At 64.5% G+C, this 21688-nt stretch carries 20 protein-coding genes, 1 tRNA gene and 1 riboswitch; of the genes, 15 read left to right on the forward strand and 6 right to left on the reverse strand.

From position 1 onward, the window contains the following. From VGD10_RS08715 to VGD10_RS08725, 3 genes are all read right to left on the reverse strand, one after another. Window positions 1-372: iron chelate uptake ABC transporter family permease subunit (locus VGD10_RS08715; RefSeq protein WP_331040428.1), on the reverse strand; the 372-nt coding region annotated here is incomplete at its 3' end. After that, window positions 369-1157 carry a hypothetical protein gene (locus VGD10_RS08720; protein ID WP_331040429.1) on the reverse strand — a complete coding sequence of 263 codons (789 nt, stop codon included), beginning with the start codon at window positions 1155-1157 and terminating at the stop codon, window positions 369-371. The genes VGD10_RS08715 and VGD10_RS08720, both read right to left, overlap by 4 nt. Then, window positions 1126-3030 carry a TonB-dependent receptor plug domain-containing protein gene (locus tag VGD10_RS08725; protein WP_331040430.1) on the reverse strand — a complete coding sequence of 635 codons (1905 nt, stop codon included), beginning with the start codon at window positions 3028-3030 and terminating at the stop codon, window positions 1126-1128. Before VGD10_RS08725 ends, VGD10_RS08720 begins: the two co-directional genes overlap by 32 nt. A 91-nt stretch (window positions 3031-3121) precedes the next feature. Beyond that, window positions 3122-3286: riboswitch (cobalamin riboswitch) on the reverse strand. Window positions 3287-3388: 102 nt separating this feature from the next. Here VGD10_RS08725 and rpmE point away from each other — a divergent pair. Beyond that, window positions 3389-3619, forward strand: coding sequence for a 50S ribosomal protein L31 (gene rpmE / locus VGD10_RS08730; RefSeq protein WP_331040431.1), 231 nt, complete (start codon window positions 3389-3391; stop codon window positions 3617-3619). Between the two features lie 4 nt (window positions 3620-3623). Beyond that, complete coding sequence (locus tag VGD10_RS08735; RefSeq protein ID WP_331040432.1) at window positions 3624-4157, forward strand: GNAT family N-acetyltransferase; 534 nt, start codon at window positions 3624-3626, stop codon at window positions 4155-4157. Here VGD10_RS08735 and VGD10_RS08740 read toward each other — a convergent pair. Together VGD10_RS08740 and VGD10_RS08745 are read right to left on the reverse strand one after the other, a co-directional pair. Continuing rightward, on the reverse strand, window positions 4154-5239 hold the full coding sequence (locus VGD10_RS08740) for a CaiB/BaiF CoA-transferase family protein (protein WP_331040433.1): 1086 nt from the start codon (window positions 5237-5239) through the stop codon (window positions 4154-4156). The genes VGD10_RS08735 and VGD10_RS08740 overlap by 4 nt on opposite strands. A gap of 20 nt (window positions 5240-5259) precedes the next feature. After that, window positions 5260-6450 carry an acyl-CoA dehydrogenase gene (locus tag VGD10_RS08745; RefSeq protein WP_414639517.1) on the reverse strand — a complete coding sequence of 397 codons (1191 nt, stop codon included), beginning with the start codon at window positions 6448-6450 and terminating at the stop codon, window positions 5260-5262. Between the two features lie 204 nt (window positions 6451-6654). On the opposite strand from VGD10_RS08745, the gene VGD10_RS08750 reads away from it, so the two are divergent. From VGD10_RS08750 to VGD10_RS08760, 3 genes are read left to right on the forward strand one after another with little or no spacing between them, the layout of a single operon-like run. Further along, window positions 6655-8052, forward strand: a complete 1398-nt coding sequence (locus VGD10_RS08750; protein WP_331040435.1) for a TolC family protein — start codon at window positions 6655-6657, stop codon at window positions 8050-8052. Then, window positions 8049-9782, forward strand: coding sequence for a type I secretion system permease/ATPase (locus VGD10_RS08755; protein WP_331040436.1), 1734 nt, complete (start codon window positions 8049-8051; stop codon window positions 9780-9782). Before VGD10_RS08750 ends, VGD10_RS08755 begins: the two co-directional genes overlap by 4 nt. Next, window positions 9779-11080 carry an HlyD family type I secretion periplasmic adaptor subunit gene (locus VGD10_RS08760; RefSeq protein ID WP_331040437.1) on the forward strand — a complete coding sequence of 434 codons (1302 nt, stop codon included), beginning with the start codon at window positions 9779-9781 and terminating at the stop codon, window positions 11078-11080. Before VGD10_RS08755 ends, VGD10_RS08760 begins: the two co-directional genes overlap by 4 nt. A gap of 2 nt (window positions 11081-11082) precedes the next feature. On the opposite strand, the gene VGD10_RS08765 is transcribed toward VGD10_RS08760, so the two are convergent. Beyond that, window positions 11083-11172, reverse strand: a tRNA-Ser gene (locus VGD10_RS08765). A 108-nt stretch (window positions 11173-11280) separates the two neighbouring features. Here VGD10_RS08765 and VGD10_RS08770 point away from each other — a divergent pair. The 10 genes from VGD10_RS08770 to VGD10_RS08815 all read left to right on the forward strand — a co-directional run bounded on the left by VGD10_RS08770 (window position 11281) and on the right by VGD10_RS08815 (window position 21658). Next, on the forward strand, window positions 11281-12336 hold the full coding sequence (locus VGD10_RS08770; protein ID WP_331040438.1) for a lytic murein transglycosylase: 1056 nt from the start codon (window positions 11281-11283) through the stop codon (window positions 12334-12336). A 79-nt stretch (window positions 12337-12415) separates the two neighbouring features. After that, window positions 12416-13588: a D-alanyl-D-alanine carboxypeptidase family protein gene (locus VGD10_RS08775; protein ID WP_331040439.1), complete on the forward strand. Its 1173-nt coding sequence runs from the start codon at window positions 12416-12418 to the stop codon at window positions 13586-13588. A 6-nt stretch (window positions 13589-13594) separates the two neighbouring features. Beyond that, window positions 13595-14212, forward strand: a complete 618-nt coding sequence (gene tmk / locus VGD10_RS08780; protein WP_331040440.1) for a dTMP kinase — start codon at window positions 13595-13597, stop codon at window positions 14210-14212. Beyond that, the gene (locus VGD10_RS08785) at window positions 14209-15201 is read left to right on the forward strand and encodes a DNA polymerase III subunit delta' (RefSeq protein WP_331040441.1); all 993 of its coding nucleotides are present in this window, start codon (window positions 14209-14211) and stop codon (window positions 15199-15201) included. The genes tmk and VGD10_RS08785 overlap by 4 nt, the downstream gene beginning before the upstream one ends. Beyond that, window positions 15194-16756 carry a methionine--tRNA ligase gene (metG, locus tag VGD10_RS08790; RefSeq protein ID WP_331040442.1) on the forward strand — a complete coding sequence of 521 codons (1563 nt, stop codon included), beginning with the start codon at window positions 15194-15196 and terminating at the stop codon, window positions 16754-16756. The genes VGD10_RS08785 and metG overlap by 8 nt, the downstream gene beginning before the upstream one ends. 23 nt (window positions 16757-16779) lie before the next feature. Continuing rightward, window positions 16780-17271, forward strand: coding sequence for a peptide-methionine (R)-S-oxide reductase MsrB (msrB, locus tag VGD10_RS08795; protein WP_331040443.1), 492 nt, complete (start codon window positions 16780-16782; stop codon window positions 17269-17271). Between the two features lie 104 nt (window positions 17272-17375). Then, window positions 17376-19451 carry a HEAT repeat domain-containing protein gene (locus VGD10_RS08800; protein WP_331040444.1) on the forward strand — a complete coding sequence of 692 codons (2076 nt, stop codon included), beginning with the start codon at window positions 17376-17378 and terminating at the stop codon, window positions 19449-19451. 75 nt (window positions 19452-19526) lie between these two features. Beyond that, on the forward strand, window positions 19527-20300 hold the full coding sequence (locus VGD10_RS08805; RefSeq protein WP_331040445.1) for a TatD family hydrolase: 774 nt from the start codon (window positions 19527-19529) through the stop codon (window positions 20298-20300). After that, window positions 20301-21065, forward strand: coding sequence for an MBL fold metallo-hydrolase (locus VGD10_RS08810; RefSeq protein WP_331040446.1), 765 nt, complete (start codon window positions 20301-20303; stop codon window positions 21063-21065). It begins immediately after the preceding gene. Then, entirely contained in the window at window positions 21062-21658 is a 597-nt protein-coding gene (locus tag VGD10_RS08815; RefSeq protein WP_331040447.1) for a retropepsin-like aspartic protease family protein, read from the forward strand. Before VGD10_RS08810 ends, VGD10_RS08815 begins: the two co-directional genes overlap by 4 nt. The last annotated feature ends 30 nt before the right edge of the window (window positions 21659-21688 follow it).

Genomic DNA, 21688 nt, shown 5'->3' on the forward strand with positions numbered 1-21688 from the left:
CAGCAGGAGCAATCCGAGAGCACCGACCGCGCCACTCACTGACCCAAGGGAGAGCGCAACCGGCGAAGCAAAGCCGAAAAGATAGGCAGTGACCACCGCGCCAAGGGCAGCGCCGCTGGTCGTACCAGTTAGGTCAGGCGAGGCGAGGGGGTTGGCGAAGAGCGCCTGAATGGCCGCACCCGAGGCACCCAGCATGGCGCCATAGGTGAGGGCAAGAATCGCCCGCGGCAGCCGCAGCTCGACCAGGATGGAAGCCGCAAGCGCGCGCTCCTCCTGGAACAGAGCAGCCAAGGTATCGAACGGGAGCAGCGCCGATAAGATGAAAAAGGCTGCTGTCCCCGCAACAAGGATGAGAGCGATTGCGCGGCTCATCGCGCCACCTTCCGCAGCCGTTCGATCTCATCGATCATCGGGGGCCCCATGCAGGTCCACCGCCGCCCATCCGTGGCAATCGTTTTCGCGCGCCTGTTCGCCTTCGCCATTGGGTGGGAAAGCCAGCGCTGTTCGCCGGAATATTGGTTGGCGCGATAGTCGCTCCTTAGCAGAATGGCGGGCGGTGAAACCAGCAACTGCTCGAGCGATATGCGGTCGCCGCTAAGCGGCCTTTGCCTGAAGCCCGCCAACCGCATCCAATCGGCAGTCAGGCCTTCCGCTGCAACACTGCGCCCGCCCCCCCCGAGCCAGATGGTATCGGCCTGCCGCCGTGGCGCGGTCCGCTCAAGGGCGGCGATACGCGCCACAAGCTGCTCGCCGGCCGCCTTTCGCTCGAGCTCCGCCGCCATCGTCCGGATCATAGCTTTTATGTCGTTAAGCCGCTGAGGGTAGGGGAGCGTGATAAGCCTTATGCCCAGCCGCCGCGCGATCCGCTCCGCATCGCGCCCGCCGCCGCCCATGTCGAAGACGAGTTCGGGCCGGTGCCGGGTCACGGAAAGCAGACTGCCATCGTTCCGCACATGGCGGCGGGCCTGCTGCCACATCGGCGTTTCGAGCGGCTCCTGGGCGAGATAGGTGACGGACGCGATCCGCTCCGGCTCGGCTAGCGCCAGCAATATCTCGTCCGTGCACAGTTTGAGCGAGGCGGCGCGCTTCGGCGCCGCCTCCGCTGCTCCGCCGAGCGCGAGCGCGCTAGCGGCCAAGGCGCAGGCGAAGGCCCGCATGCACCGTTCGTCCGGGCGTATTATAACCGACCAGATCCACATAATCGGCATCGCCAAGATTATCGACACGCCCAAATGCTTCAACATTGGGCTGAAGCGCGTAGCCGATGCGCGCGCCGATCAGCAGGTAATCGCCAAGCGTCACGTCGGAATAGGTGTCGAAATCGGTATCGCGGCGCTTCCCCACATAGGCTGCCGACGCGCCGAGGCTGAGCGGACCCCGCTCCCAAACCCCGTAGAGATTCCCGCTGTGCCGCGGCCGCCTGATCTCCCTCAGCGGCTCGCCTGGTCCACTGTCCGCTTCGCGGGCATCGAGCAGGGTGTAGTTCCCGCCCAGCGAAAGCCCGTCCACTGGCCGCCACTCGCCGGAAAGCTCCACGCCGCGGCGGCGGCTTTTCCCTTCCGCATTCACGTAGGTGTAGGTGCTGGCGGGGAAGGGGGTGAGCTGGGAATAGACAATCTCGTTCCGCAGATTGTTGGAAAATCCCACGAGTTCGAGCGAAGCCTTTTGCCCGGCCCAGCGCAGGCCCGCTTCGAAGCCGTTCGACTTTTCCGGCGTCAGCGCAGGATTGCCGACGAAGCCCGAGTCCGGCGCGTATCCGAACAATTCGGCAAAGCCCGGCTGGACGATCCCCTCGCCATAGCTCCCGAGGAGCGAAAAGCCGCCGCCGATGCCGAGAATAGCGCCGGCGCGGAATGTAGTCTCGTCCTTGAACCGGTTGAACCGGTCGTGACGCAGCGCGACGTCGGTCGTCAGCGACGTGCCCCAATTCGCCCGCCATTCCCCTGTGAAGGCGGTACGCCCGCGGTCATAGTCGACATCTCTCCCGCCGCCGAACAGCAGATCGCGGGTGCCGAACTCCTCTTCTTCCCGCTCGATCGCCCCGATCAGGGCATGACGGCCGCCGCCGCTTTCAAACCTCCGAGTTCCCTGGGCGCCGAACCGCGTCCGTTTACCTAATGTGTCGTTGGTGCGGACCTCGCCGTCGCTGTTGCGGTTCTCGCTATCGAGAAATTGCGCTTGCGCGAGGATGGACCAGGGAGCGTTGTCACCGAGGCCATATTTGGCCCAGCCCCTGACGGCATAGGTTTCCGCGACCGACTTTTCCGCCGTATCGGCGCGACGGAAATTGTCGTCGGTCCCGTCGAACTCGAAATAGTGGCGGACATAGCGGCCGACCGCCCCGATTTCCGTGTCTGCACCCAGGCGGGTTACCCCCTTTAGGCTGCCGCCATAATTCTCATAGCCGTCGCGGTCGCCAGTTCCGCCGCCCAGGATGTCGATGCCATCGCTCCGGCTCCACGAAGCAGTGGCGGTGAGGCCCGCGGTTTCGCCACCCGACACGAACGCACCGGCAAGCCGGGCGCTGTCGAGGCTGCCATATTCGCCGAGCAGGCTTGCGCGCCGCTCCCCGAGCGGATTGGGCGTCTCGATCGCAATGACTCCGCCGAGGGCCTCGGAGCCCCACAAGGCTGACTGCGGCCCTCTGATCACCTCAATTCGGCCAAGTCCGTCCGCTGAGATCGTCTCGAACCGGGCGGCGCCGTCCGACGCGACATCGTTGAAGGCGATCCCGTCCACGAACAGCAGGGTCTGATTGGCTTCGGCGCCGCGGATACGCACCTGCGCCTGCGCGCCGGGGCTTCCGGCTACCGACACCGAGCCTCCGGGCACGAGCCGGAGATAGTCAGCGACGAATGGCTCGGCCAGCGCCTCGATCTCCGCCTCGTCGAACAACGTGACGGAGCCCGTTGCCTCTGCCTCGGCAAGCGGAAGCAGCGAAGCCGTGACGACGATATCCTCATCGGCGGCGCTGGCGGTGGGGGACTTGATAGCCGCATGAGCAGCGGCGGACAAAAGAACGGAAAACATAGATACCTCCTAACGACATGGCTGCCGTCTCGGAGGAACCGCAGGCGAAATTGCCTTCGGTGCCACGCATCGCAGGCTGGACCCGGCCGGATGCGGACGACAAGCGGAGGCAGGTCTCCTGGCTTGCAGCTCGAACGCTCCGTCATCCTTTGCGGATGGGAAGCTCGCCGCTTACAGTTGCGGGCACAGCGCCGGATCTTCACCGGCTTCCCTTTTCACCGCCGTCTCCGGCGGCACCTTCGCTGCCCGCTAGCTATTGCGGTGCAGCATGGCTTGTCAATCGCGGCCTCTGGCGGTAAGTGCGCCCATCCTTTGCATGAGGCTGGTCGGAACCAGCCATTATTCAGGAAAATCAGACATGAAGACCGACGCCCATCCCGATTATCACATGATCACGGTCCAGATGACCGACGGCACCAGCTTCCAGACCCGCTCCACCTGGGGCAAGGAAGGCGACACGCTGGCGCTCGACATTGATCCGACCTCGCACCCGGCCTGGACCGGCGGCACCGGCAAGATGCTCGATACGGGCGGCCAGGTTGCGCGCTTCAACAAGCGCTTCGGCGGACTGACGCTCGGCAAGAAGTAAGTCAGTGGCGGGGGGCGTAGCGCCCGTCCTCGAGACGGAGCGCCTCATCCTGCGCGAACAGCGGCTGGGTGATTTCGATCGCCATGCCGCGATGCTTGCCGATCCCCTTGTCTATCGCTTCGTCGGCAACATGCCGACGGCCCGCGAAGATGCCTGGCGTAAGCTGATCGGCTGCTGCGGGCTCTGGAATATGCTCGGCTACGGCTATTGGTCGGTGGAGCTGAAATCCACCGGCACCTATATCGGCCAAGTCGGATTCGCCGACTTCAAGCGCGAGATGCAACCGACCATCGAGGGCATCCCGGAAATGGGCTGGATCCTTGCGCCCGAAACGCACGGGCAGGGGCTTGCGAGCGAGGCGGTCGCTGCGGGCCTCCGCTGGTCCGATGAAGCACTGGGCGGACCGGAAGTCACCGCGATCATCGATCCGGGCAATGCAGGTTCGATCCGGGTGGCCGAGAAGGCCGGCTTTACCTCCCGCGAGAATGCCACCTACAAAGGCGAGCCGATCCTGCTTTTTCGCCGTCCTGCGCGTTAGTCTCGGCTGAGGGGAGGGCTCCCGCCTGCCGCCACCTGCCGTACGCCATTGATAACAATGGGTGAGGCGACGCCCGGCACGCCGTCTGCTTGGATCTCCATGCCGCGCGCGATGACCTGCGGATCGTCGAACACCTGCGCCACATCGTTGATCGGCCCTGCTGGAACGCCCGCCGAGGCGAGGGCGGTCAGAAGCTCGTCCCGCCGGCGCTGGGCGATGGCCGGAGCAAGGGAAGCGACCAGTGCCTGCCGTTCGCGGACTCGGTCTGCATTGGTGGCAAAGCGCGCATCCGCCGCCAGCGCCGTCAGGCCAAGAATGTCGCACAATTTCCGGAACTGCCCGTCATTGCCGACCGCAATGATCATCCACCCGTCCGCAGCCGCAAAGGTCTGGTAAGGCGCGATGTTCGGATGCGCATTTCCCATCCGGTGCGGCGCCTCGCCCGAGACGAGATAGTTCATCGCTTGATTCGCAAGCACCGACACCTGCGTATCGAGCAAAGCCATATCGATATGGCACCCGGCGCCCGTCACATCGCGTCCGCGCACAGCTGCCAGGATGGCGACCACCGAATAGACGCCCGCCAAGATGTCGGCATAGGCGACACCAATCTTTTGCGGCTCGCCATCGGGGTCGCCGGTCAGATCCATGATCCCGCCCATGCCCTGGATCATGAAGTCGTAACCCGCACGCGGAGCATAGGGGCCGGTCTGCCCGAAGCCCGTGATCGAGCAATAGATGAGCCGCGGGTTCAGCGCTGAAAGGGAAGGGTAATCGAGACCGTATTTCGCCAGCCCGCCCACCTTGAAATTCTCGATCAGGATATCGGCCTCGGCCGCGAGCGCCTTCACCTGCTCCTGGCCCTCAGTGCTCTCCAGATCGATCGCCAGCGACCGTTTGCCGCGATTGCAGCCGTGGAAGTAGGCAGCGCTGCCGTCCTTCTCAACGAACGGCGGACCCCAGCTGCGCGTATCGTCGCCGCTTCCGGGCCGCTCGACCTTCACCACCTCCGCACCGAGGTCCGCCAGCAACTGCCCCGCCCACGGACCGGCAAGGATCCGGGCCAGTTCGACGACCTTCAAGCCTCGAAGCGGCTTATCCACTAAAAGGCGGAGATGCCCGTGATCGCGCGGCCCATGATCAATGCATGGACGTCGTGCGTCCCCTCATAGGTGTTGACCGTCTCCAGGTTCAGCGCATGCCGGATGACGTGGAATTCGGCGCTAATGCCGTTGCCGCCGTGCATGTCGCGGGCGATGCGGGCGATATCGAGCGCCTTGCCGACGTTGTTGCGCTTGATCATGCTGATCGTCTCCGGGATCAGCACGCCTTCGTCCAGCCGACGTCCCACCCGGAGCGAGGCCTGGAGCCCAAGCGTGATCTCCGTCAGCATGTTGGCGAGCTTCAGCTGCACGAGCTGGTTGGCGGCAAGCGGCCGCCCAAACTGCTTCCGGTCGAGCGTATAGGTGCGCGCCGCCTCGTAGCAGGCCTCGGCCGCGCCCATCGAGCCCCAGGAAATGCCGTATCGCGCCCGGTTGAGGCAGCCGAATGGCCCCTTAAGACCCGCCACGTTCGGCAGCAGCGCGTCCTCGGGCACCTCGACGCCGTCCATCACGATCTCGCCGGTGATCGATGCGCGGAGCGAAAGCTTCTGCTTTACGGCGGGGGCCGAGAGCCCCTTCATGCCTTTTTCCAGCACGAAGCCCCTGATCTGGCCGCCATGCGCTTCGGACTTCGCCCACACAACGAACACGTCAGCGATCGGCGAATTGGTGATCCACATCTTTGAGCCAGTGAGGCGGTAGCCGCCGTCCACCTTTTCCGCCCGGGTCCGCATGCCTGCCGGGTCCGACCCCGCGTCAGGCTCGGTCAGGCCGAAGCAACCGACCCATTCGCCGCGCGCGAGCTTAGGCAGATACTTCTTCCGCTGCTCTTCGGAGCCGTAGGCATAGATCGGGTACATGACGAGCGACGACTGGACCGACATGGCGGACCGGTAGCCGCTGTCCACCCGCTCAACTTCGCGCGCGACAAGGCCGTAGCTCACATAATTGAGCCCCGCGCCGCCATATTCCACCGGAATGGTCGCGCCGAGCAGACCGAGCTCGCCCATCTCGTCCATGATCGAGCGGTCGAAATCCTCAGCCAGATAAGCTTCCGTAACCCGCGGCAGCAGCCGCTCCTGCGCATAGCCGCGCGCCGTGTCCCGAACGAGCCGCTCCTCATCCGTCAGCTGCTCGTCCAGCCCAAACGGGTCCGCCCAGTCGAAGCTCGTAATCTTGGATTCCAGCATGTTCATTCCCTTCGGGCGGCGCTGCCCTTATGCTTGTCCGATGTCCATTTTGTGCCGGAACATCAAGTAGGGAGCGGAGCCAAAGGCTCTTCCAAGGCGATTTTCAGGGTGCAGAGCCGGCTTCCTGCGGCGATAACACCTTGAAGCCCTGCAAGAATTCGGCAAGGAGAACCGGCGGCGGGGAGACCCGCTTTGTGAGGGGAATTGAGCATTTCTGTTTCGCATCTGGCTGCGGCCATCGCTGCACTTGCTCAGGCACAGCCACAGGCGGTGCCTTCCGAGCTGCCGCGGCCGGTGCAGGCGCCTCTCGATATCGACACCGCATCGGATCCGATCCTGCAATTGGCCCGCGGAAGCGTGTCGCCCGCCGAATTCGTCGCGCTCGTGCAGAGAGCGGTGGAGCGCAACCCTGGCGTGGACGAAGTCGCGGCTGGCATTGCCGAGGCGGAAGCCGCCGAAGACGAGGCCCGCTCCGGCCTCTATCCGGTGGTCGATCTGAGTGTGGACTCCAACCGGACCATCTCGCGCGAATTCGAATCGTCCGGCGTCTTCGATGACCTGATAGAAAGATCGCGGCCGGAGGGGCGAACCGACGCCACCGTCCGCGTCCAGCAGACCCTCTTCGATTTCGGCGCAACCACCGCGCGCATTGCAGCAGCAGGCGCTCGGCTTCGGGCCGCCAGCAACCGCGCCGAAGCCGCTGCCGACGAAACCGCGCTCCGGGCGATCGCCGCCTGGTACGATGTCTTTGCCTATCGCGCGCTGGTGACGCTCGGCCTCGCTTTCTCGGAAAACCAGGGCGAACTCCGCGAGGCGGTGAGGACCCGCATTTCGCAGGGCGTTTCGGCCGAAGGCGATCTCCCGCGCGTCGAAAGCTACATCGCCTCCTCGGAGGCTGATCTCGCCCGCTACCGCCGGCTTCTCGCCAATGCGGAAGCGCGGTTCGAAGAGATGTTTGGCGTTCCACCCCCCGCCGACCTCGGCCGTGCGCCCGGGCCCAACGGCCCGTTCATCAGCAAGGATATGGCGCAGGCTCTGGCCCGCGTGATCCCCGAGGTCGAAAGCGCAAACGCCATCGCCCGCGCCACCCGGCAGGAGGCGAGGGCGCAAAAGGCGGATGAGCTTCCGCGGGTCAGCGCCGCCATCGACGCCGGCAAATATGGCGTCCGCGAAATCGACTACGATGTCCGCGGTCGCGTCGTCGTCAATTATCGCCTTTTCGGTGGCGGCGAGGCCCGCACGCATCAGGCGGAAGCGCGTGCCGACGCCGCCGATGCCCGGGCAGTCCGAATCCGCACCGAGGCGGAACGCGACGCCGCCGTCGCCTGGGCGGACGTCCAGGCGCTTCAGCAGCAGCTCGCCGCGCTTCAGAACAGCTATATCGCCAGCCGCCAGTCGCGCGACGTTCTTGCCGAACGCTTTCGCGTCGCGCGCGGCACCCTGTTCGACCTCCTCGAATCCGAAAGCGCCTATTTCAACGTTGCCGCCAGCTATATTCGCGCGGTAACGGAGCTTGACGCGGCGCGCTACGTGCTGCTCTCCCGCACGGGGCAGCTGCTCGACACCTTGTCGATCGCACCGCCGGTACTGGAGACGAAATGAGCGACGACAAGCTGATCGTGCAGCCGCGCGAGCGCTTTGCGCCTTGGCTCATGGAGCCGATGCGCCGCAACAAGGGCATCTACACCAAGGTCTCGCTCGCCGCGGTGGTGATCAACATCTTCGCTTTGGTGACGTCGCTCTTCACCATGGTCGTCTACGACATGGTGCTTCCGAACAACGCCACCTCATCTTTGGTGGCGCTCACCATCGGCCTCGCTATCGTCCTCATCTTCGACTTCGCGCTGAAGACGCTCCGCGCTTATTTCGTTGACGTAGCCGGCGCCCGGATCGACCGGGAGGTCGGCGAGACGGTGTTCGCCAAGCTCCTCGCACTCCGCCTGGATGAGAAGAAGGGCTCGACCGGCGCCCTTGCAGGAGTGATCCGCGAGCTGGAGACGCTCCGCGACTTCTTCGCCTCGGCGACGCTGACCGCAATCGTCGACGTGCCCTTCATCATCATCACGCTCGCAGTCATCGCGCTAATTGGCGGACCTCTGGTGTTCGTGCCGCTCGCCATGATCCCGCTCGTCATCATCTCTGGCGTAGTAACTCAGCCCGCGCTGGACAGGCTTTCGGCCAAGTCCATGTCGCAGGGCCTCCTCAAGCAATCCGTGCTGGTCGAAACCATCGGCGGCCTCGAAACCGTGAAGACCTCCGGCGCGGCGCCCATCCTCTCGGACCGCTGGATCGGCGCCATCGAGGATCACAGCCAGGTTTCGCTCCGCCAGCGGCTCGTCTCCAATATCAGCGTCACCATCGCCGGCAGCGCCCAGATGATCTCCTATGCCGGCGTCGTCGTCGCGGGCGTCGGCATGATCGCGGCGCAGGAGCTTACTATGGGCGGCCTCATCGCCTGCTCCATCCTCGGCGGCCGTGCCGTCGCTCCGCTGGGACAAATCGCGACCCTGCTCTCCCGCGTCACGGCCACCCGCACCGCCTATCGCCAAATCGACGCCATGATGAGCGCCCGCTCCGAAGGCCCCGAGGGCGATGCGCTGGTTCCCGCCACCACCGAGGGCCGCATCGAATTCCGGAATATCCACTTCCGCTATCCCGGCGCTTCCGAAAAGGCGCTCGAGGGCATCAACTTCACGCTTGAGCCCGGCCAGCACCTCGCCATCCTCGGCCGCGTCGGCTCGGGCAAATCCACCATCGCCCGCCTGCTCCTCAACCTCTACGAGCCCGAAGAAGGCGTAATCCTGCTCGACGGCACCGACATCCGTCAGCTCGATCCGCTCGATCTCCGCCGCCGCATCGGCAGCTCGATGCAGGAAAGCCTGCTCCTGTCCGGCTCCGTGCGCGAGAATATCGTGCTCGGCCGCGCCGGGATCGACGATCAGGAGATGCTCCGCGCCACCGAATTGTCGGGAACGCACCAGTTCATGGGCCAGGTCGTGAACGGCTACGATCTGAAGCTCGCCGACCGCGGGGAGGGGCTCTCCGGCGGCCAGCGCCAGTCGATCGCCATCGCCCGCGCCCTCGCCGGCAAGCCGCCCGTGCTCGTCTTCGACGAGCCGTCAAGCGCGATGGACCAGCAGACGGAGACCGGACTTCTAAACCGACTCGAAGGCGAGCTGAAGGGCCGGACCTTCATCGTGATCACCCATCGCACGCCGTTCCTCCGGCTCGTGGACCGGGTCATCATCGTGGATCGCGGCAAGATCGTCGCCGACGGTCCGCGCGACAAAATCCTGGCCCAGCTCAATCGCCCAAGGGCGGCAACCGCATGACCGACACCGCGCTTGAGGATTATGTCGACCGCGTCCGCCCGGCGACCGCGTCCAACATCCTGCTCTGGATCATCTTGGGCTTCGTCGTCCTCTTCTTCATCTGGGCGGCGCTGACCGAGCTCGACCGTTCGGTGCGGGGGCAGGGAAGGGTGATCCCAAGCTCGCAGCTGCAGGTCGTCTCAAACCTCGAAGGCGGCATCGTCGAACAGATTCTAGTCAGGACTGGCGACATGGTCCGCCGCGGCCAGCCGCTCGTCCGCTTGGATCCCACCGCCAGCGGCTCTGAGTTTTCCAGCAACCAATCGCAATTCAATGCTCTTCGCGCCCGCATCGCTCGTCTGGAAGGCGAGGTGCAAGGCCGCCCTCCGGCTTTTCCCGCCGCGACCGACCCCGCCCTTGCCGAGCAGATCGCGATCGAGCGCGCGCTCCATGCCTCGCGCATAGCCGACCTCAATAGTCTCCTTGCCGCCGCGCAGGCGCGCGTCGCCCAGGCTCAGAGAAGCGTCAGCGAAGCGCAAGCTGCTCACGCGGCACGTCAATCCGCTTATCGCGCCGCGCAGACCGAGCTCAACCTCATCCGCCCGCTGGTGGAGCGTGGCATCGAGCCGCGCCTTTCGCTCGTCCAGGCGGAGAACCAGGCTGCCGTCGCAGGCAGCGAAGCCGCCGCAGCAGCAGCAGCGATCACACGCGCCCAGTCGCAGGTGGCCGAGGCGCAAGCCTCGCTCGCCCAGCAGCGTCAGGACTGGCGCTCGCGCGCCGCGCAGGACCTTGCCGCCGCTCAGGCCGAGATGGTGGCGCTCCGCCGCTCGCTTCCGGCTCTGTCCGAGCGGGTCGCAAGGACTGAAGTCCGGTCGCCGCTCCCTGGGCGCGTCAACCGCGTGCTGGTGACCACGGTCGGCGGCTCCGTTGCCCCCGGCGGCCCATTGGTGGAAATCGTCCCAAGCGAAGAAAGCCTGCTCGTCGAAGTTCAGGTCCGCCCCGCCGACATTGCTTGGGTTCGCCTCGATCAAGACGCCAAGATAAACATCACTGCGTACGATCCGTCGGTCTACGGTGCCCTCGACGGCAAAGTCGTGACCATCTCCCCCGACGCGACCGTCAACGAGAAGACCGGCGAAAGCTTCTACACCGTCCGCGTCGCCACCAGCGACCGCCTGCTCGACAAGGCGGGAAGGCCGCTCGCCATCGGCCCGGGCATGATTGCCGACGTCAGCCTCCTCGGCGACAAGCGCACCGTGCTAGACTATATCTTCAGCCCGATCACCCGCCTCAAGGACACGGCGCTGCGGGAGCAGTGAGGTGGCGGACAGGGTGGGATTCGAACCCACGGTGGGCTTGCACCCACGGCGGTTTTCAAGACCGCTGCCTTAAACCACTCGGCCACCTGTCCTTGCGCGGGCCCGCCTTACGCGGCATTCGCGTTTCGGCGCAAGCGCCGGAACCGGCCGGCCAGCTTGCGCGCTATAGAAAGGTTCGCGGGTAAAGCATGGGGTTGCGTATGCGTATGGTGAGCCAGATCGTTGCGATCATGACGGCCGCCTGGCTGCCTCCGCCTGCCGTTACCGGGAGCGCAGCTCTCGCGCAGGGTTCCTATGTCAGCGAAGCCGGCTTCCAGGCCTATCTTCCCACGCTGCGGGCGCAGGCGCGGAGCGCTGGCGTCAGCGAAGGCACGATCAACCGCATCTTCCCGACGCTTCAGTTCAGCCGCCGGACCATCGAGCTCGACCGCCCTCAGGCGCCCTCCGCGAGCGGCAGCCGCTATATCGAGCCCTTTCAACCTTACTATCAGCGGCACGTTACCTCCTCGCTGATCAGCCGCGGGAGGGACCGCTATGCCGGCAACATCTCCCGCCTCAACGAGATCGGCCGCCGTTACGGCGTTCAGCCCTCGGTTCTCGTAGCAATCTGGGGCAAGGAAACGAGCTACGGTAGCATCACCGGCGACTTCGATCTCCTGAACAGTCTCGCCAGCCTCGCTTATGAAGGCCGCCGCCGCCAACTCTTCACCGAAGAGTTCATCGCCACGCTTAAGCTCGTTGATCGCGGCTATTCGCGCAGCCAACTGAAGGGCAGTTGGGCCGGAGCTACCGGCTATCCGCAATTCCTGCCGTCCGTCTTCCTCCGCCTCGGCGTCGATGGCGACGGCGACGGCCGCTCCAACATCTGGACCAGCCAGACAGATGCGCTCGCCTCCATAGCCAACTATCTCAGCAATGCGGGCTGGAAGCCGAACGTGCCCTGGGGCGTTCCGGTGAGCGTCCCTTCGGGCTTCAATCGCAACAGCCTGACCACGCGGCTCGTCTCGCCCCGCTGCACGCGCGTGTTCGAACGTCACAGCCAGTGGCGGACGATGGGGGAATGGCGACGGATGGGTTTCGTGGCGCAGAACGGGCGCTGGCCTGCCGACAATGAAATGGCGACCTTGCTCGAGCCGGACGGGCCAGGCCGCACCGCGTATCTCCTCACCAACAATTACCGCGCGATCCTCGACTATAATTGCTCGAACTTCTACGCGCTGACGGTGGGGCTGCTCGCCGACCAGATCGCCCGCTAAAGCGGGTGGAACAGGCCGGTCATAGACGTTAAGAATGACGTCGGACCGAAGCTCACGCATTTGAGGATGATTTGTAGCTATGAAGCGTAAGGCGCTGATAATACTTGCCTCCGGCATTGCCATTTCACTTCCAGCGACCGCTGCAGCACCGCCTTTCGATACGCCCGCGCCCGTCGCCTTCCTTAAAGATCTCTCCTCCGGCGCCATCCTCTATGCCAAAGACGCGGACCGCCGCATCCCGCCCGCATCGATGGCGAAGATGATGACGACGCACCTTGCCTTCCACCTCGTGAAGCAGGGGCAGATCAAGCTCAACCAGATGTGTCAGGTGCGCCCGGAAACGTGGCAGCAATGGCATGGGCCGCAGGCGGGCTCGACTATGTTTCTCTCGCCGGGCGAAAATGTGAGTGTTGAAAACCTCCTGCACGGCATCGTTACGCTCTCCGGCAATGACGCCAGCGTCGTTCTTGCCGAATGCATTGCAGGGACGGAGCCTGCCTTCGTCGCACAGATGAATCAGGAGGCGAAGCGCCTCGGCATGACGAACTCCAATTTCGGCAATTCCAACGGCTGGCCGGACGAGGGGAGGACCTTCACCACCGCCCGCGACCTCGCCCGCCTTGCCGAAGCGACAATTCTGGAGACGCCCGACCTCTACAAGGCCTTCTACCAGAAAGAGAGCTTCACTTGGGGCAAGACGCTGGGGTCAGGACAGCCGATCACGCAGGGGAACCGCAACCCGCTTCTCGGCAAAGTCCCGGGCGCGGACGGTCTCAAGACCGGCCACACTGCGGAGGCTGGCTACGGCTTCACCGGCTCGGCCGAGCAGAATGGCCGCCGCCTCGTGATGGTGGTTGCGGGGCTTGGAAGTTTCAACCAGCGCATCGAAGAGAGCGTCAAGTTCATGAATTGGGGCTTCCTCAGCTGGAAGTCGCAGCAGCTGTTCAATCAGGGGGAAAAGGTCGCTGACGCGCAGGTTCAGCTCGGCTCCGACGACAAGGTCGGCCTCCTTGCCCCGCGCAACATGGCGGTGACGCTCCCCGCCGGCCTCATGACCGGCAATATGCGGGTCAAGGTCGTCTATGACGGGCCGCTGAAGGCGCCGATTAAAAAGGGACAGCAGGTCGCCCAGCTCGTTATCGAAACCGGCGACACGCAGCCGCAGATCATGCCGCTCGTCGCTGCGGACGATGTAGGCGAGGCGGGTTTCTTCGGACGTATGATGGCGGGTTTGCGCTCGCTCTTCGCGTAAACACGCGTGCGGGGGCGCTTCATCAGCCTCGAAGGCGGGGAGGGGGCCGGCAAGTCTACCCAGCTCAAGAGGCTGGCAGAGGCTCTGCGTGCCCGCGGTCTTGACGTCATCGAGACACGCGAACCCGGCGGAAGCCCGGGCGCCGAGGCGATCCGCGCGCTCCTCCTGCAGGGCGAGGACGACCGCTGGACGCCTGAGGCCGAGGCGTTGCTCTTTGCTGCCGCCCGTGCCGACCATGTCGCCAAGACCATCAAGCCAGCGCTCGAACGCGGCGCCTGGGTCCTCTCGGACCGCTTTCTCGACAGCTCGCTCGCCTACCAAGGCGGCGCTTGGGGCCTCGGCATCGCCCAAGTCCGCGCGCTGCACGAATTCGGCAGCCGCGGATTTCTCCCAGACCGCACCCTGCTCCTGACGCTCCCGGACGCTCCCGACCGCGCCCGCGCCCGCGACACGGAAGGCGCCGACCGCATCGGCGGCCGCGACGCTGCCTATCATGCCAAGGTGGCCGCCGCGTTCGAGGAGATCGCCGCCGCCGAGCCGGAGCGCTGCCGCACCATCGACGCTTCCGGTACGCCCGAAGACGTGACGTCACGATTGCTCGCCGCGATCGAGGATCTGCTGTGAAGCCGCTCTATGGCCACTCAGAAGCAATCGGCGTCTTCCGCGATGGCCTCGCCAGCGGCCGCCTTCATCATGCTTGGCTGCTCAGCGGCCCGGAAGGCATCGGCAAGGCTCTGTTCGCGGATAAGGCCGCGCTTCGCCTCCTCGCGGAAGGCGCCGGCCCGCCCATTGCCGCGCCGAACCTCGACGTCCCCGACGATCACCCCACCGCCAAGCTCGTTGAGGCAGGAAGCCATCCCGATCTCATGCGCCTCCAGCGCCTGCCGAAGGACAGCGGCACCGATCTCGCTCGCTCGATCACCGTAGATCAAGTGCGCAGCCTCCAGCGCCTGTTCGCCACCACGCCGTCCATGTCGCCTTGGCGGGCGGTCATCATCGACGCCATCGACGATCTCGAACGCCCCGCCGCCAATGCGCTTCTCAAGAATCTGGAGGAGCCGCCGGCCAACAGCCTCTTCCTCCTCGTCAGCCACGCGCCGGAGCGCCTCCTTCCCACCATCCGCTCGCGTTGCCGCCACCTCCGCCTCTCAGGCCTGGATCATGACGCCATGACGTCGGCGCTCGAAGCCGCGCTTCCAGAGGCAAGCACCCCGGAAATCAGCGCTTTGCGCGAAGTGGGGCAGGGCTCCCCCGGCCGCGCCATCGGCTTCCGCGGCCTCGAAATAGATGCTCTGGACAAGGCTATGCGGGACCTTGCCGGCAAGGGCGACCCGACCAACGCCCGCCGCGTCGAACTCGCCCAGAGTCTCGCCCTCAAGGCCGCGCAGCCCCGCTACGAAGCCTTTCTCCAGCGCGCGCCCTCCTTCATCGCCGCCACGGCCAAGGAGAGGAGGGGCGCCCCCCTTGCCGAGGCGCTTGCGCTATGGGAAAGGGCGCACGACCTGGCCGGGAGCGCGACGCGCCTCTCGCTCGATCCACAGAGCGTCGTCGTCGAGCTTGCCGGGATGCTCGCGGCGCTTGCACCCAAAGAGGCGAATGCGAGGCGTGGCTGACCCGTTCTACATCACCACCGCGATCAGCTACCCAAATGGCCGCCCGCATATTGGGCACGCTTACGAGGACATCGCGACCGACGCCATCGCCCGCTTCCAGCGGCAGATGGGCCGCGACGTCTTCTTCCTCACCGGCACCGACGAGCACGGCCTGAAAATGGCCCAGACGGCGCGGGAGCGGGGCATGGAGCCTGCCGCGCTGGCGGAGGAAATGTCATCCTATTTCAAGGAAATGGCTGATCATCTTAATATCAGCTATGACCGCTTCATCCGCACCACAGAGCCCGCTCACCACCGTTCGAGCCAGGCGATCTGGCAGGCGATGGTCGACAATGGCGACATCTATCTCGGCCGCTACGAAGGCTGGTACTCGGTCCGTGACGAAGCCTATTACGATGAAAAGGAACTCGTCACCGCGGACAGCGGCGAGCGCCTGTCGCCGCAGGGCACTGAGGTCGAATGGACCGTCGAGGAAAGCTGGTTCTTCCGCCTTTCAAAGTATCAGCAGCCGCTTCTCGACCATTACAATGCCAATCCGGACTTCATCCGCCCGGAAACGCGCCGCAACGAAGTCATGCGCTTCGTTGAGGGCGGCCTGTCCGACCTCTCGGTCTCCCGCACCAGCTTCGATTGGGGGGTGAAGGTCCCGGGCAGCGACAACCATGTCATGTACGTCTGGGTCGACGCGCTCACCAACTACATCACCGGCGTCGGCTATCCGGACACGGAGGCGGATAGCTGGCAGCGCTACTGGCCCGCCGACGTCCACATCATCGGCAAGGACATCATCCGCTTCCACGCTGTTTACTGGCCCGCTTTCCTGATGTCGGCCGGCATTCCGCTCCCCAAACAGGTGTTCGGACACGGCTTTCTGCTCCACCGCGGCGAGAAGATGTCGAAGTCGCTCGGCAACGTCGTCGATCCGCTGGAGCTTGCCGAGGCATTCGGCGTCGACCAGCTCCGCTACTTCCTCCTCCGCGACGTCACCTTTGGCCAGGACGGCAGCTACAGCGCCGAGGCGATCGTCACACGGGTCAACGCCGACCTCGCCAACAGCTTCGGCAACCTCGCGCAGCGCACGCTCTCCTTCATCGCCAAGAATTGCGACGGCGTGCTGCCCTGGGGCGGAAGAGACGATGAGGCAGATGGAGAGCTGCTAGCCGCTGTTGCTATCGCCACACGCCATGAGCTTCCCAATCATTTCAGAAATCTCGAACTAAGCCAAGGGATAGAGGCCTGGCTCCGCGCTGTCTTCGCCTGCAATCAATATATCGACGCGCAGGCGCCCTGGACGCTGCGAAAGACGGACCCCGATCGGATGATCGCCGTCCTCGCCACCCTTTATGTGGCGATCCGAGACCTCGCGATCGCTATCCAGCCCGTCATCCCAACCTCGGCCGGCAAGTTGCTTGATCAGATGGGGATTCCAGCGGAAGAACGGAGCTTCACCGCACTCGAAGATGCGGAAAGCTACAGCCGCCAGACCGCCTCGGGCTTCAAGCTTGCCCCGCCCGCCCCCATATTCCCCAGGCTGGAGCTGCCGGCGGACGGCTGAGGCTCCACAACCGGAGAATTCACATGGCCACGGACGCGCCAACCGACACCGGCTTCGACATTACCCCGCCGAGCGAGGAGCAATTCCAGACGCTGTCGGCCGAACTCGACGCTGACGAACGGCAGGTCCTTCTCCAGCACGGCACCGAGGCGCCCTTCTGCGGGACCTTCCTGGATGAAAAGCGCAAGGGCGTCTTCACCTGCAAGCTCTGCGGCCTGCCTTTGTTCAACGGCGGCTCAAAGTTCGAAAGCGGCACCGGCTGGCCGAGCTTCGCCGCGCCCTTTGCCGAGGAGCATCTCCGCTACATCCGCGACACCAGTTACGGCATGGTCCGCACCGAAATCGTCTGCGCCCGCTGTGGCGGCCACCAGGGCCACGTCTTCCCCGACGGCCCGCCGCCCACCGGCAAGCGCTACTGCATCAACTCGGTCTCGCTGGACTTCACTCCAGAAGGCGAACCGCTTCCCGACAAGCTCATGCGAGGGGCGCCAGAAGGAGAGGTTTGGTCGAGCTGAGCATGTTCTTGCTCAACACGTCAACGAAGTTCCCTCGCCGGCTCTAGGTACTGTTTACGAATCTTTGAGCCTGAACTCCTAACGCGTTCGAAGGGGAGTGGGCGATGGCTAAGTCGACGGACGAACTGATTGAACAGCTGGCGAATGGCAAAGGTAGTCAGCGGCGCAGTGCTGCCTCAGCCCTTGGCAAGCGCAAGGACAAATCTGCTGTAACGCCTTTGCTCCAGCTGCTGTCGAACCCGCGGGCGGCGGTCCGCCGGAGTGCCGCCGAGGCCTTGGGCGGGATTGGCGACAAGGAGGCCTTCAAGCCGCTGGTGGCGCTGCTTGATGACCCCGATTGGGAAGTCCACACGAAAACTGTCGGGGCGCTGGGCGCTCTGAGCGATCCGCGTGCCGTGCCGATCCTGATCGATGAACTGGCCCGCGAAGTGGAGGGCTTGCACCGATACGAGCGACCGGATGGTTCGGTGATCAACTCTACGCCGGAATATGCGGCAGCCGCGGCGCTGGCCTGTTTGCGCGCGCCGGAGAGCGTTGCCCCGCTGCTCGACGTTGCGCGTTCGAATGAAGAGCGCGCTCGCTGGGCCGCAATGGCGGCCCTCTCGGCATTTCCGAACACCGAAGGCCTTTTCGAAGCGATCGTCGAGGTTCTTCCGAAGCATGATTACCACACGGCCTTTCACGCTTCGCAGACGTTGCTCAAACTCGACATGCCGAGAGCTCAAGCAACGCTGACAAAGCTGAAGAACGGACCGAATCCAGAGGTCCGTAAAGGGATCTACGCAGCTTTGGCGGAACAGGGAGACAAGGGCGCCGAACTGGCCCTCCTCGCCATTGGCGATAATGAACATGTTCCCGAGAGCGTTCTGGCGCTGGATCAGCCGGAATCCGTCCGTTTGGAGATCATCGCACGTGAGTTGGAGGACGATGACCGCGGAGTTCGCGGCGGCGCGATCACTCAGCTTTCGCGCATGGAAAGCCCCGAGGCACTGCAGCTGATCCAGAAAGCGTCCCGTAGCCGACATTTCGACGTCCGCAGCTTTGCGGTCGTGCTGCTCGCGTCTCGCGATCCGGTGAAGTCACTCGGGCTGGTGATGCAGTCGTTCGGTGAAGTCTCCACGCGACTCGACGTGATCCGCAAAAGCAACGATCATTATGCCGATCTGGACCCGGGGCGCGGCTTCGGCATCCTCGGCCAGATAGGCAAGCTCTTCGGTGGCATGAGTAGCCGCCGTAGCGGGCTCGTTGATGAGCTTTGTCGCGAATTACAGGACCGGAACCCCACTGCCCGCATGGTTGCAGCGGAGCAGCTTGGCGGGATCGACGATCCGACCTCGACCGAGGCGTTGCTGCGCGCACTTTGTGACGAGAAGCCGCAAGTGAGGCGAGCCGCCGCACAAGCGTTGGGCAAGGGCGAGCGCGGCGACATCCTCGAGACTCTCCTGGCCCGCTCGGCCGCCGAACAAGACGGTGAGGTAAAAGCGGAGCTGATTGCGCGTATCGCGACCCACCACGCACCGGAAGCCGCAGCGGCAATTGAGGCGGCGCTCGATGACAATCAAATCCAAGTCCGGCTCAGTGCCGCTCGCGCATTGTGTGCGCTAGGCAAGCCGCCATTCGAGAGGCTCCGCGCGCTCGTGGGCGAGACAGGAGAGGCAGCGGAACTTCTCGCCGCCACCGGTGATACCGGCGTGCACATCCTTATCGACCTGCTGAGCGTCGGCGGCGTCTGGGACCGGATCAATGCTGCCGGCGCGTTGGAGCGTGCCGATACGTTGGCAGTGCGCACGGCACTCAAAGCTGCGCTCAGCGATGCGGACGATACGGTGCGGGCAGTGGCGGCGAACAGCCTTGCGGGATTCGGCGATCCGGCTGCAATTACGGTATTGCTTGCGCAGCTTCGTACTGCAGATGCCGAGGACCGTGCATCGGCGGCTCATGCGCTTGCCCAGATACGCAATCCGGAAAGCGTCTCGGCATTGATCGAGGCGCTTGATGATGATGACGCGACTGTGCGTTCAACGGCAGCAAGCGCTCTGGGAGCGCTTCAAAGCAAGGAAGCTCTCAACGCACTTGAAGCACTTCGGTCGGATAGTGACACCGACCGCTTTGGCGATCGCGTCAAGGACGCCGCTGAAGAAGCAGTCAGTCGAATTCAAGCAGGTGGTCAGCGTCGCTGAACTGCGGAGGGAGTTCAAAGCAGGTTACCTGGACTCGGGGATGACGAGCCAGGAAGCAGCCGCTAGAGGCGGAGCATGTTCGTCGATAGTCATTGCCACCTGAACTACAAAGGCCTTGTGGAGGAGCAGGGGGCGGTGATCGCCCGCGCGCGCGAGGCGGGCGTTGCCAAGATGCTGAACATCTCCACCCGCGCCAGCGAGTGGGATGAGGTACTTGGCGTCGCGGAGCGGGAGCCGGATGTCTGGGCGTCGGTCGGCATCCATCCACATGAAGCGGACATTCACCCGGACGTGGAGGCGGAGACTCTGGTCGCGCGGGCCCGGCATCCGCGCGTCGTCGGCATCGGCGAAAGCGGCCTCGATTTCTACTACGACCGCTCCGACCGCGACCGGCAGCGGGCGAGCTTCCGCGCCCATATCGCCGCAGCGCGTGAAACCAGTCTTCCGATCATCGTTCACACCCGCGATGCGGAGGAGGACACGCACAACATCCTCAGCGAGGAGATGGGGAAGGGGGCGTTCACCGGCGTTATCCACTGCTTCACCGCCAGCGCCGATTTTGCGGCGAAGGCGCTGGAACTCGGCCTCTACATTTCCATTTCCGGCATTGTGACATTCAAGAATGCGAAGGATCTGCAGGAAACCGCGAGGGCGCTTCCTGCCGATCGCCTGCTCATCGAGACCGACGCCCCCTTCCTCGCGCCCGTGCCGCACCGGGGAAAGCCCTGCGAACCCGCCTTCGTCGCCGATACCGCCCGCTTCCTCGCCGACCTCCGTGGCGAAAGCGTCGAGGCGCTGGCCGAATATACGTCCGCCAACTTCCAGAAGCTGTTTTCGAAGGCGGCCTGAATGAAGCTCCGCATCCTCGGCTGCGGGACTTCTTCAGGCGTGCCGCGGGTCGGGAACGACTGGGGCGCCTGCGATCCTGCCAATCCGAAGAACCGCCGCCGCCGCGTCTCGATCCTGGTCGAGCACGAAAACGCGCGTATCCTGGTCGATACCGGGCCGGATCTTCGTGAGCAACTGCTTGACGCCAATGTATCGGATGTGACCGCCGTTATCTGGACGCACGATCATGCCGATCACTGTCACGGCATCGACGACCTCAGGCAGCTCTTCCACGCGCGCGGCGCGCCCATCACCGGCTATGCTCGCGCCGAGACGCTCAAGGTGCTTCAGGCCCGCTTCGGCTATGCGTTCGAGGGCAAGGACGGCTACCCGCCGGTCGTCACTGGCAATCTGCTGCCCGACGACCTCCAGGTTGAGGGCGTCCGCATCCGCATCGTCGATCAGCCGCATGGCAACATCACCTCTGCGGGCATTCGCTTCGACGCGGGCGGCCGCTCGGTCGGCTATTCGACCGACTTCAACATCTTCACGGAAAACATGGCGGCCTTGTTCGCCGATGTGGAGGTGTGGGTCGTGGATGCGCTCCGGCGGCGTCCGCACCCGACGCATCCGCATCTGGCCCAGGCGCTGGAATGGATCGATGCGGTTAAGCCGGGCCGTGCTATCCTGACGCACATGGACAACAGCATGGACTATGATGGTCTGCGCGCCGAGCTTCCCGAGCATGTGGAGCCCGGCTATGACGGCTTGGAAATCATCTTATGAACGGCGAGCAATCCGCTGAATTCATTTATCTTATTGCCATACTAGTGTTCGTCGCCAGCGCCTTCATGGTGCGGCGGGTGCCGATCGGGCAGGGGCTGAAGATGTTCGCCGGCTGGGTCATCATCTTCCTGGCCGCCTTTGTCGCATTCACGCTGAAGGACGATATCGTCGGCTTTGCGCAGCAGGTGATGGACGAGCGCCGGGCCGAAAGCACCGGCGTCACCCAAGGCGGCGAACTGCGCATCAAGCAGTCGCTGGACGGCCATTTCTGGGTCGATGCCGAACTTAACGGCCAGAATGTGCGCTTTCTGGTAGACAGCGGCGCCACCACGACCAGCATTTCGGCCGATACCGCGCGCCGCGCCGGCATAACCCAGTCGAGTCGTTTTCCGGCGGTGGTGCAGACCGCCAACGGCCTTGTCGAGGTACAGCGCGGCCGTGCCGAGCGGCTGAAGGTCGGGCATATCGTTCGCGAGGATCTGGCGCTTCACATGTCGGACGCGTTCGGCGACATGAATGTGCTGGGCATGAATTTTCTATCGTCGCTGTCCGGCTGGAGGGTTGAGGGGCGCAACCTGATCCTCACCCCCTGAGACATGGATGTATTTTACATAATGTATATT

This window comes from Allosphingosinicella sp. (genome assembly GCF_036402135.1).
GTDB lineage: Bacteria > Pseudomonadota > Alphaproteobacteria > Sphingomonadales > Sphingomonadaceae > Allosphingosinicella.

Coding starts and splice junctions, on each gene's coding strand:
- VGD10_RS08745 (WP_414639517.1), bottom strand. CDS start 6,450: ATGCTGGAATCCAAGATTACGAGCTTCGACTGGGCGGACCCGTTTGGG.
- VGD10_RS08760 (WP_331040437.1), top strand. CDS start 9,779: ATGACCGACACCGCGCTTGAGGATTATGTCGACCGCGTCCGCCCGGCG.
- VGD10_RS08720 (WP_331040429.1), bottom strand. CDS start 1,157: ATGCGGGCCTTCGCCTGCGCCTTGGCCGCTAGCGCGCTCGCGCTCGGC.
- VGD10_RS08770 (WP_331040438.1), top strand. CDS start 11,281: ATGCGTATGGTGAGCCAGATCGTTGCGATCATGACGGCCGCCTGGCTG.
- VGD10_RS08775 (WP_331040439.1), top strand. CDS start 12,416: ATGAAGCGTAAGGCGCTGATAATACTTGCCTCCGGCATTGCCATTTCA.
- rpmE (WP_331040431.1), top strand. CDS start 3,389: ATGAAGACCGACGCCCATCCCGATTATCACATGATCACGGTCCAGATG.
- VGD10_RS08805 (WP_331040445.1), top strand. CDS start 19,527: ATGTTCGTCGATAGTCATTGCCACCTGAACTACAAAGGCCTTGTGGAG.
- VGD10_RS08725 (WP_331040430.1), bottom strand. CDS start 3,030: ATGTTTTCCGTTCTTTTGTCCGCCGCTGCTCATGCGGCTATCAAGTCC.
- msrB (WP_331040443.1), top strand. CDS start 16,780: ATGGCCACGGACGCGCCAACCGACACCGGCTTCGACATTACCCCGCCG.
- VGD10_RS08755 (WP_331040436.1), top strand. CDS start 8,049: ATGAGCGACGACAAGCTGATCGTGCAGCCGCGCGAGCGCTTTGCGCCT.
- VGD10_RS08810 (WP_331040446.1), top strand. CDS start 20,301: ATGAAGCTCCGCATCCTCGGCTGCGGGACTTCTTCAGGCGTGCCGCGG.
- VGD10_RS08800 (WP_331040444.1), top strand. CDS start 17,376: ATGGCTAAGTCGACGGACGAACTGATTGAACAGCTGGCGAATGGCAAA.
- VGD10_RS08815 (WP_331040447.1), top strand. CDS start 21,062: ATGAACGGCGAGCAATCCGCTGAATTCATTTATCTTATTGCCATACTA.